Raw genomic sequence first — 8,645 nt, 5'->3', positions numbered from 1 at the left:
GCGTCTCATTTTTTCAGGTTATGTGGGTTACCCCGTAGAGACGCAATATTTTGCGTCTCATTGCATTACAGTTTTTTTCAGGTTACCGTGGGTTGCCCCGTAGAGACGCAATATTTTGCGTCTCATTTTTTCAGGTTATGTGGGTTACCCCGTAGAGACGCAATATTTTGCGTCTCATTGCATTACAGTTTTTTCAGGTTACCGTGGGTTACCCCAGCGGAGACGCAAGATGTTGCGTCTCTACGAGTTTAACCGGGTTCAGGAGGCGGGTCCAGAAACTGACCCGTACTTCCTGAATATCCTGAAGGGTAAGGCGGCCGTATCCAGTGACGGAAAACAAGCGTTTGCGGCGGCCACCGCGTTCGGCCGTGGGTTCGCCCATTTCTGATTTGACCATGCCTTTTTCTTCAAGCCGTTCGAGGGCCGCGTGAATCTGGTTGAGTCGGACAGGGCGTCCCGTCTGTTCAATAATCTCGTGGGTAATGGCCACACCGTAAGCCTGCCGTTCGACGTCCAGTACGGCTACGGTCAGCAGCACAATTTCTTCAAACTCGCCCAGATATGTTCGTTTCATGCCGGAATAATTAACTCTACTTTTGCTGAGCAAATGCTTTGCCATAAACGCCAAAAGCCCGTTCCGGGCGCAGAAACGGGCTTTTGGCAAAACCAGGGAATACATTGCCTGTCCACTTCCGGACAGAATTACGTCCGCAATGGGACAACGGTCATTCCGCTGGTTCCGGTTTTGAATGCCACTCGTGGAAAATGGCATTCGGGTCGCGTTGGGCACGGATCGCCTGAAACCGGCGCAGGTGGTCGTCCGACATAAACGGCGCTGTTCGTTTATGCAGCCCTTCGTCGGCGAGCTGGATGCCGGTCGAGAGGTGGGCCATTTTCTGCATCATGTGTGCTGCCCAGTCGCCGTATTTAGCGGTGTCGGCTGCTGATTTCCAGGTAGCATACAACGCCAGATAAATTGCATCTTCTTTTGAATAGGCCATGTTATCGCTGAGGCTGCCGGGGTGCCAGTTCAACCACAGGAAGTGCGACGGTGCAGGTGGTAGTGTCCGGGCAATTTCCTGTATGAACGGCATCAGGTCATCAATCGGGGCGTGTGTCCACATGTTATCGACGCCCCAGTAATGATTGTCGGGATAGTGCATCATCGTCCCTTTGTAAAGCGCATCAATACCAGGGTCAATAGCCGGTGTGGCGATTAAGGCCTTGTGTTTGATCGGGCTGTTTTTCATGAAGTTTATCGCTTCCTGAAATTCGTCTTCGGTATCGGCGAAAACCGGCGCAATGGCCTCAATGCCCGGACCGAACAGATTTAACATCCGGTTGCTCATAATCATCTGGAACTCGACGGCTTTGGGGATGGCGGGCCCTACCTCATACGCCCAGTTGTAGACCGCTTCCAGATGTTTCATATAAAAATCATGGACAATGATGGCGCGGTATTTAGGTAAGGCAAACAGCTTGAGGTAGAAGCAGGTGACAACCCCGAAAAAACCGCCGCCTGCCCCGCGTGCAGCCCAGAACAAATCTGCATTTTCGGTTTCGCTGGCATGCACAAATTCCCCGTCGGCCGTTACCATGTCGTAGCCAGTGATGCTTTGACAGGCAATACCGGTTTTGCGGCCGTTCCAGCCGTAACCGCCCTGCAACAGATACCCGCCAATGCATACACCTTTGCAATGGCCTGCCGGAAAAAACAGATTCTGTTTGAATAACTCGCCCATCAATACGCTGCCGCCTACACCCGGACCCGCTTTAGCGGTCATTGCCTGCGCATTGATTTCGTATTGGTTAAAGCCCCCCATCATGATCAGGATGCTGTCGTTGCGGAGGTGGTTGGCCGACCAGCTGTGTCCGCCCGAACAAACTGTAATTTTTTTGCCGGTTGACCGGGCATGCCTGACGGTCGCAATGATATCCTGCACCGATGTTGGCTCGACGATTTTGCACGGTCGCCGGCCCGGATCAACTTTATTGAACAGGGAGTCCATCAGGATTTGGTCGAATTCATTGTCGGTCTGGGTAATAATACGGCCTTCGACTTTCAGCTCCGGGTGTTTGCCATTGATGTGGGCATAGAGTTGCGGCAGGAACGATGCCAGATGGTTCATTTCTTCCGAGCAGTGGGTAAGGAGGTCTCTGGCAAACTGTTCGGACGGGTTTTTAAATTGCCGGAGTAGCTTAGACGCAATCCCGGCCAGAACCCCTTCCTTACGTAGCTGTAGATACGGCCCGCCCATCCAGAACCGCGACCGCATTTCTGCACCGCCTTCTACTGCCCGCACCTGATGTACCAGCCAACCCATATCGACCGGCAAGGTGGCATGGCCAACCCGTGCGCAGATATAAACCACCTGGCCGGGATCTTTGAGGTCATTGTGGGTGAATCCCAAAAGAGTCGGTGAGGTAAACTGAATCGCCCCGTTCAGCAGCTCTTCGCCGATGTATTCATCAATGAGCGATGTACGGCCGATGTAAGCAATGTCGTCTTTGCCGTCTGCCCATTCGGCGTGCAGGTGGGCTTTCGGGTGCCAGAGTTTATAACGGTTCGCTTTCGAGCCATGCCAGCCAAACCACCAGTCGATCATGGCAGGCGTAACCGCCGGCATCAAGGTATGAATTGCCACGTGGATGGCGCCGTTTGATTCCAGCGTATAGCCGGTTTCGACGGGGAGGTGGCCCGGTGCTTTCAGGGCTGTGACATCCGTAAAGGCGGGCAGTGAACCTGTCGGGGCGGGGCCACCATGCAGTCTGTCGGCAACACCATCCGGAATAGCCTGAACGGCTTCAGTATAGTATTTAGCATAAGGGGTTGTGTAGTCAACTAAGGAATAGCCCGGTGTTTTCTGTGACATGGTTCATCATATTTTTGCTTGTTGACAAAGCTAGAGAGACCATGGCGGACCAGACGTTGAATTAATTCAAGAAATCAGATGCGGTGTTTAAGTTTACTGAGCCATTCCTGCGAAATGCCCATGAATTCAGCAATGTACTTAGACGGAACCCGTTGAATAACAGACGGATGATTGGTGATCAGGTAGTCGTACAGATTGACCGACGGATAGGAGATAATCTTCATCTTCAGGTCGTTTTCGCCTTGCAGGGCGTCAGTAACGAGGGCGTGGTAGGAATGCATCAACCCCGGATGCTCCGCAATCAGCCGGTCGATATCCTGCTTGTTGAACCCCAGCACTTCGGAGTTGGTAATAGCCCGTAGTTCACACTGCGTTTTACCGCCTGTAAAAAAGCCGTCAATGCAGGTCATAAACGGATGGAAATCATCGAGGTAGAAATTAATGGTTTTTTCGACCTCAAATGCCTCGTTGATGTAGCGGCAGACAAACCCGCCGCTTAGTACGAAATAAACCTTCGTACACAGCTGACCGGCTTCGATGAGTCGTGACTGGGGTTTCACTTTTTCATAGGTGCCTAACGGCAGTATATTGTCAAAGTGTTTCTGATCAACGGCAAACCGGATCAGTTCATTCATCAGTTTTTGCATAGAAGAGAAAATGATGAGGACTAATATAAAGAAATTGTCATGAAGTGTATCGCGGCATTCCGGGAACTCAATTACGTTATGGATTTGGAGTAGAATCCTGTACCTCTTTATTTTGATTCATAAAGCTATTTAAGCCAATATTCATGTCTTCATTAACTACATCGTTGCGGGTACTGGTTGTCGGATGCGGCAACATGGGCTCATCGCACGCGCAGGCGTATCAGTCGCTGGACGGATTTTCCATTTGCGGCATCGTTTCGACGGGTAAGAGCAAGGAAGTACTCAACGAAAAACTGGGCGGTGGCTATCCGCTGTTCAGTGATTATGCCGAAGCCCTTGCCGAAACCAAACCCGACGCGGTTTGTATTTCGACGTATCCGGATACGCACGAGCAATTTGCCATAATGGCGTTTGAGCAGGGTTGCCACGTATTCATCGAAAAACCGGTAGCCGACACGGTTGCGGGTGCTGAGCGGGTCGCCGAGGCAGCCCGTAAGGCCGGTAAAAAGCTGGTGGTCGGCTATATTCTGCGCCATCACCCGTCGTGGGCTAAGTTTGTTGAGGTGGCCCATGATCTGGGGAAACCCCTGGTGATGCGGATGAACCTGAACCAGCAAAGCCACGGGTTTATGTGGACGGTGCACCGGAATCTGATGAAAAGCCTGAGCCCGATTGTGGACTGCGGTGTGCATTACATCGACATCATGTGCATGATGACACGCTCGAAGCCGGTGCAGGTGAATGCCATCGGGGCGCGGCTGACCAATGATATTCCGGTTGATAACTATAACTATGGTCAGCTTCAGATCCGGTTCGAAGACGGGTCAGTAGGTTGGTACGAAGCCGGCTGGGGGCCGATGATGAGCGAAACCGCGTTCTTCGTGAAAGACGTGATCGGGCCGCGCGGCTGTGTGTCGATCGTTGCGAAAAATGCCGGGGCCAGCGGAAAATCCGATGACGTTGACTCGCATACCAAAACCGAGTCGCTGCGGGTACACTACGCTGATCTCGACGAAAACGATACGTTCACCAAGGCCGATGAGTGGATCGATATGCAGGACGAGCCTGATCATCAGGAGCTGTGCAATCGTGAGCAGCTGTATTTCCAGAAAGCCATTCTGGAAGACATCGACCTGACAGACCACGTACAGGACGCCGTCAACAGCCTGCGCATTGCCTTTGCCTGTGACGAATCCGTCCGGACGGGCCTGCCGGTTTACCTGTAAGGGCGACCCCACGTGGTCGCCCAAAACAGCATATTGGGCGACCACGTGGGGTTTGGGTATATGATGGGCGACCACGTGGGGTCGCCCCTACGCGTGAATGTCTTTTACTTCCAGAATCGGTTTGGGATAACCGTGCTTTGTCACCTTCAGCATGGCCTGCCCCAGTTCGGCGAGGGTAGAGGCGGTACCAGGGAAAAGTTTGCGCAGCAGCGGATACATCCACGTAACGTATTTGTAGTACTTATTTACGTTTTTGAGGCCGGGCGTAGGGTGCAGGTAGCCGGGCCGGAACATGTAAGCGGCCTTGAAAGGCAGCTTCATGATGTCGTTTTCGGTCTTGCCCTTAACGCGCGCCCACATCAGACGCCCCTGCTCCGTACTGTCCGTTCCCGATCCCGACACATAACAGAAAGTCATATCCGGGTTGAGTGGGGCCAGTGTCCGGGCCATGTGCAGGGTCAGGTCGTAGGTCATGCGCCGGTACTCATCTTCCTTCATGCCCACCGACGATACCCCCAGACAGAAATAACAGGCGTTATACCTGGCCAGCTGGTCCTTGACCGGCGCAAGGTTGAAAAAGTCTTTGTGGACAATCTCCTTCAGCTTCGGATGACTGAAACCGGACGGGCGGCGGTTGATGATGAGCACCCGCTCAACATCGGGGTCATTCAGGCATTCGTGCAGCACGCCTTCGCCGACCATGCCGGTTACGCCGGTAATGATAGCGCTGATTTTCATGAGCGTAGTGATTAGGTGAAACGGGATTATGCTTGTTCCAGAAACCCGCTCAGCTGCGCTAATTGTTCCGTATGCCGTGCGTTCAGCTGTATAATTTCTTCCTGAATTGATTTTATAACCGGAATCAGCTGGTCTTCAAGCGTCCGGCCGGCTGACTGTGCCTTTTCGATGCGCGACTGTACCGCCCAGTCTGTGAAAATATTGTCGAAAAAAATATCGACAAACCGGGTGGTATTGCTGGTAAGCAGCTGGTTGAGCGGTGCTGTCCGGCCGAGATCAGCGTATTCCTGCTGAAATAATGTTAACCGGTGATTGACCGCAAATGTCTGGTCGCGGACCTTGTCCAGCGTCTGGTATTTGGCGTAGGAGATCAGCGACGAGTCAAGAAAAAGGTCCCAGTTGCCACGGCTGCGGGCTTCGGCCAGCAGTTTGTTCAGGCGCAACACATCATTCAGCAGCAGTTTACCTGCCTGTTCTGCTTCGGCAAGTTCCTTCTGTTTCCGGTCCAGACGTTCTGTTTCTTCCAGCTGTTGTTGATACTGCCGGGCGGTTTCATCCGTTCGACGGGCCATAGCCTCTTGCTTTTGCCGGATCAGGGAATCATACGCTGCGTCGACGGTGCTGAAGGGAGCCAGTTGCTGCTGCAGGTCATGGCAGCGGGCGCGGGTGGCTTCCAGCGTGGCATTGATGCTGTCGAAACGGGCATGGGCCTGCTGCGCTTCGGCCTCTTCTTTGGTCAGCTGCTGTTCTTTCCGGTTCAGAAAATCGTAGTAAAGGCTGGCCCAGCTCAGCCGCTGAAGCCGGTCAACGTCGGCCTGCTCGCGTTGCCAGCTATCGTACTGCGCCTTCAGGTCAGCGTCGAGTTGTTTGGCAAGTGATTCGCTCTGAGTGAGTTGCCGCCTAATGTGGTCGCGGCTGGTACGCTGGCTGATAACCGCCAGTAGTTGTTCCTGTTGTGCAGATGTCCAGTGCATATGAGTTAAGAAAAACGTTGTAAAACAACGCAATCGGCGGGGACGGCCCATCATAAATCTGACCAGTGGTTGCCCGGAATGCCAGACGATATGTAGGGGCGGTAAGCGGTATTTTGTACATTTGTCCAACAACGTTTGTCTGTTATGGAAACGCCTGACCCTTATCTCGTTCAGTCGCTTGAGGCGCTGACGAATCTGTACGATATCCCGACGGAACGGGTAATATTAAAGCAACTGGACTATCTGGATGCCTATGGCCGTCAACTGATTGCGGCGTCGCCACTGATGATGCTGGCCACCACTGGTCCGAACGGTGTCGACTGCTCGCCGCGCGGCGATTATCCGGGTTTTGCGGAAGTACTGGACGAAAAGACAATTCTGCTGCCCGACCGGCGGGGCAATAACCGGCTCGACAGCCTGAAAAACATTGTGCAGAATCCGGCCGTCGGGTTGCTGTTTTTCTTTCCCGGCCTGTTTGAAACGTTCCGCGTGAACGGGAAAGCGGTGATCAGTACCCGTCCTGACCTGCTGGAGCGGTTTGTGCATGAAGGCAAAAAGCCCCGGACAGTGCTGGTGATTACGGTAGAAGAAGCCTTTATGCAGTGTGCCCGTGCGCTGCTGCGGGCCGATGTCTGGAATCCGGATACATTCCTGAAAAAGGGCGATCTGCCCAGCATCGGCACCATCATGCAGGCTCACACAAAAGGGAATGTAGATGCCTGTGAATACGACACGGTCATGCGGCCGGCAATGGGCAAAACATTATATTAACCGAAACGGGGCCGGCATTTACCGGCCTCGTTTCGGTTGCGTTAGTCTTTTTTGATCATAATGAACGGACCGTCCTTCCAGTCTTTCAGGTATTTCTGGTAAGCAGCTTCCGTCATGATGTCAAACTGATAGATATAGCCTTGCGGCTGGCGGGCGTTTTTATGGACATAACTACCCGAAAACGCAACGATGTCTTCTGGTTTATACTTGTTCAGCTCACTGTTTTTGATGTGCTTGCCGTCCAGCCAGATACCGAACTTCTTCGGGTTCTTCCAGTCTTCAAACTGTTCCGGTGTGGGTGTTTTCCGTAACTCATAGGGCTGCGGGCTGGTAACTTTAATATACTCTTTCTCTTCTTGACTTAACTGGTTGTATCTCAGGGGACCGGTTATCGGAGACCGCTTTGCTGAGTAATAGCGCCCTTTTTCCAGATTAAGCTCGCTTAACTGAAACACTTCCTGTGGCTTTGTGCCGGGAGCGGGGCTGGTGGCGGTTATGACCTTTGGCGGCGATTTTTGTCCGGCTTTCGGTGTCTGGGCCGTGGTGGTGCTGCTGCCTAGAAAAAGTGTACCGGCGAAAGCCAGCAAGGAGGTGCCGATCAGGGCCGTTTTCTTCAGTGAACCCGTGTGTGTACGCATCATGATAAATCGTTGTTTTGTGGTTTGGACTATGAAATGACTCGTCAGGGCAAGGGGAGGCTGAACGGTTAGTTTGCTCAGTAACAGGTGCTGATACTGCGGAATATCCTGATAGGTGTGGTTTACCCGTTCGTCGGCCAGAAACTCGTGGTTGAGTTCAATGGACCGGCGGAGGAAATACACGACCGGATTGAACCAGCCAAAACAGATCACCAGCTCAGTCAGCAGCCGGTCGAGGGTGTGCCACTGCCGGACGTGAGCCAGTTCGTGGGTCAGCAGCTCGCGCTCAATCTGCATGCCCCGATAGCCTTCCTGACTGATAAAAATGTAGCGCAGAAACGTGTAGGGCAGGGGCAGTCCCGGTACAAGCACCAGTGTGGCGTCAGGGGTGGAAACAGTCGGATTCGTACGGGTACTGCGGATCAGCCGGTAGAGGTTATAGCCAAAACGGAAGAGCAGCAGCGCGGTCACCAGCCCGTAGAGGCTCCACCAAATTGGTTGCCAGTCAAACGGCGCGGCTGTGGCAGGAGACGCGGCCCCCGCTGACCGGAGCACAAACGGCGCGATCTCCGTGGGGGTTGGTAGTCCGGCTATGGGCAGGGCATCGGTTGCGGGCATCCCGGCCGGCAGACGCAGCTCAAGGCACGGTACGATAAACCCGGCGGCCAGGCTACCCAACAGATAAACCCGTTTGAACCGGTGAAAGTCTTCCTTCTCAAGCAAAAGTTTGTAGAAAATCCAGAGTGCAGCCATGCACAGCGTGGACGTGATCAGGTAC

The 8,645-nt window shown here is 53.3% G+C and carries 8 protein-coding genes; 2 read left to right on the top strand and 6 right to left on the bottom strand.

The window, feature by feature from the left end; all coding sequences use genetic code 11:
- Positions 1 to 208 precede the first annotated feature (208 nt).
- The 3 genes from AC23NW_RS19585 to AC23NW_RS19575 form a co-directional block, all read right to left on the bottom strand.
- Positions 209 to 574: a PadR family transcriptional regulator gene (locus tag AC23NW_RS19585; protein ID WP_487451443.1), complete on the bottom strand. Its 366-nt coding sequence runs from the start codon at positions 572 to 574 to the stop codon at positions 209 to 211.
- 151 nt (positions 575 to 725) lie between these two features.
- Positions 726 to 2,873, bottom strand: coding sequence for a DAPG hydrolase family protein (locus AC23NW_RS19580; protein ID WP_487451441.1), 2,148 nt, complete (start codon positions 2,871 to 2,873; stop codon positions 726 to 728).
- Positions 2,874 to 2,947: 74 nt separating this feature from the next.
- Entirely contained in the window at positions 2,948 to 3,520 is a 573-nt protein-coding gene (locus tag AC23NW_RS19575) for a Crp/Fnr family transcriptional regulator (RefSeq protein WP_487451439.1), read from the bottom strand.
- Positions 3,521 to 3,663: 143 nt separating this feature from the next.
- On the opposite strand from AC23NW_RS19575, the gene AC23NW_RS19570 reads away from it, so the two are divergent.
- The gene (locus tag AC23NW_RS19570) at positions 3,664 to 4,746 is read left to right on the top strand and encodes a Gfo/Idh/MocA family protein (RefSeq protein WP_487451438.1); all 1,083 of its coding nucleotides are present in this window, start codon (positions 3,664 to 3,666) and stop codon (positions 4,744 to 4,746) included.
- An 87-nt stretch (positions 4,747 to 4,833) separates the two neighbouring features.
- Here the strand turns inward: AC23NW_RS19570 and AC23NW_RS19565 are convergent, their stop codons facing one another.
- Positions 4,834 to 5,484 carry an NAD-dependent epimerase/dehydratase family protein gene (locus AC23NW_RS19565; RefSeq protein ID WP_487451436.1) on the bottom strand — a complete coding sequence of 217 codons (651 nt, stop codon included), beginning with the start codon at positions 5,482 to 5,484 and terminating at the stop codon, positions 4,834 to 4,836.
- A 26-nt stretch (positions 5,485 to 5,510) separates the two neighbouring features.
- The gene (locus tag AC23NW_RS19560; RefSeq protein ID WP_487451434.1) at positions 5,511 to 6,458 is read right to left on the bottom strand and encodes a hypothetical protein; all 948 of its coding nucleotides are present in this window, start codon (positions 6,456 to 6,458) and stop codon (positions 5,511 to 5,513) included.
- Positions 6,459 to 6,602: 144 nt separating this feature from the next.
- Between AC23NW_RS19560 and AC23NW_RS19555 the strand changes: the two genes are divergently transcribed.
- Positions 6,603 to 7,229, top strand: a complete 627-nt coding sequence (locus AC23NW_RS19555) for a pyridoxamine 5'-phosphate oxidase family protein (RefSeq protein ID WP_487451433.1) — start codon at positions 6,603 to 6,605, stop codon at positions 7,227 to 7,229.
- 41 nt (positions 7,230 to 7,270) lie between these two features.
- On the opposite strand, the gene AC23NW_RS19550 is transcribed toward AC23NW_RS19555, so the two are convergent.
- Positions 7,271 to 8,620, bottom strand: coding sequence for a M56 family metallopeptidase (locus AC23NW_RS19550; protein WP_487451431.1), 1,350 nt, complete (start codon positions 8,618 to 8,620; stop codon positions 7,271 to 7,273).
- Positions 8,621 to 8,645 lie beyond the last annotated feature (25 nt).

It is taken from the genome of Arsenicibacter sp. R0_47, from assembly GCF_057652235.1.
Note: the sequence above shows the minus strand (reverse complement) of the source record. Positions and strands in the feature narration are given on the sequence as shown.

Coding starts and splice junctions, on each gene's coding strand:
- AC23NW_RS19585 (WP_487451443.1), bottom strand. CDS start 574: ATGAAACGAACATATCTGGGCGAGTTTGAAGAAATTGTGCTGCTGACC.
- AC23NW_RS19560 (WP_487451434.1), bottom strand. CDS start 6,458: ATGCACTGGACATCTGCACAACAGGAACAACTACTGGCGGTTATCAGC.
- AC23NW_RS19550 (WP_487451431.1), bottom strand. CDS start 8,620: ATGGCTGCACTCTGGATTTTCTACAAACTTTTGCTTGAGAAGGAAGAC.
- AC23NW_RS19555 (WP_487451433.1), top strand. CDS start 6,603: ATGGAAACGCCTGACCCTTATCTCGTTCAGTCGCTTGAGGCGCTGACG.
- AC23NW_RS19580 (WP_487451441.1), bottom strand. CDS start 2,873: ATGTCACAGAAAACACCGGGCTATTCCTTAGTTGACTACACAACCCCT.
- AC23NW_RS19575 (WP_487451439.1), bottom strand. CDS start 3,520: ATGCAAAAACTGATGAATGAACTGATCCGGTTTGCCGTTGATCAGAAA.
- AC23NW_RS19565 (WP_487451436.1), bottom strand. CDS start 5,484: ATGAAAATCAGCGCTATCATTACCGGCGTAACCGGCATGGTCGGCGAA.
- AC23NW_RS19570 (WP_487451438.1), top strand. CDS start 3,664: ATGTCTTCATTAACTACATCGTTGCGGGTACTGGTTGTCGGATGCGGC.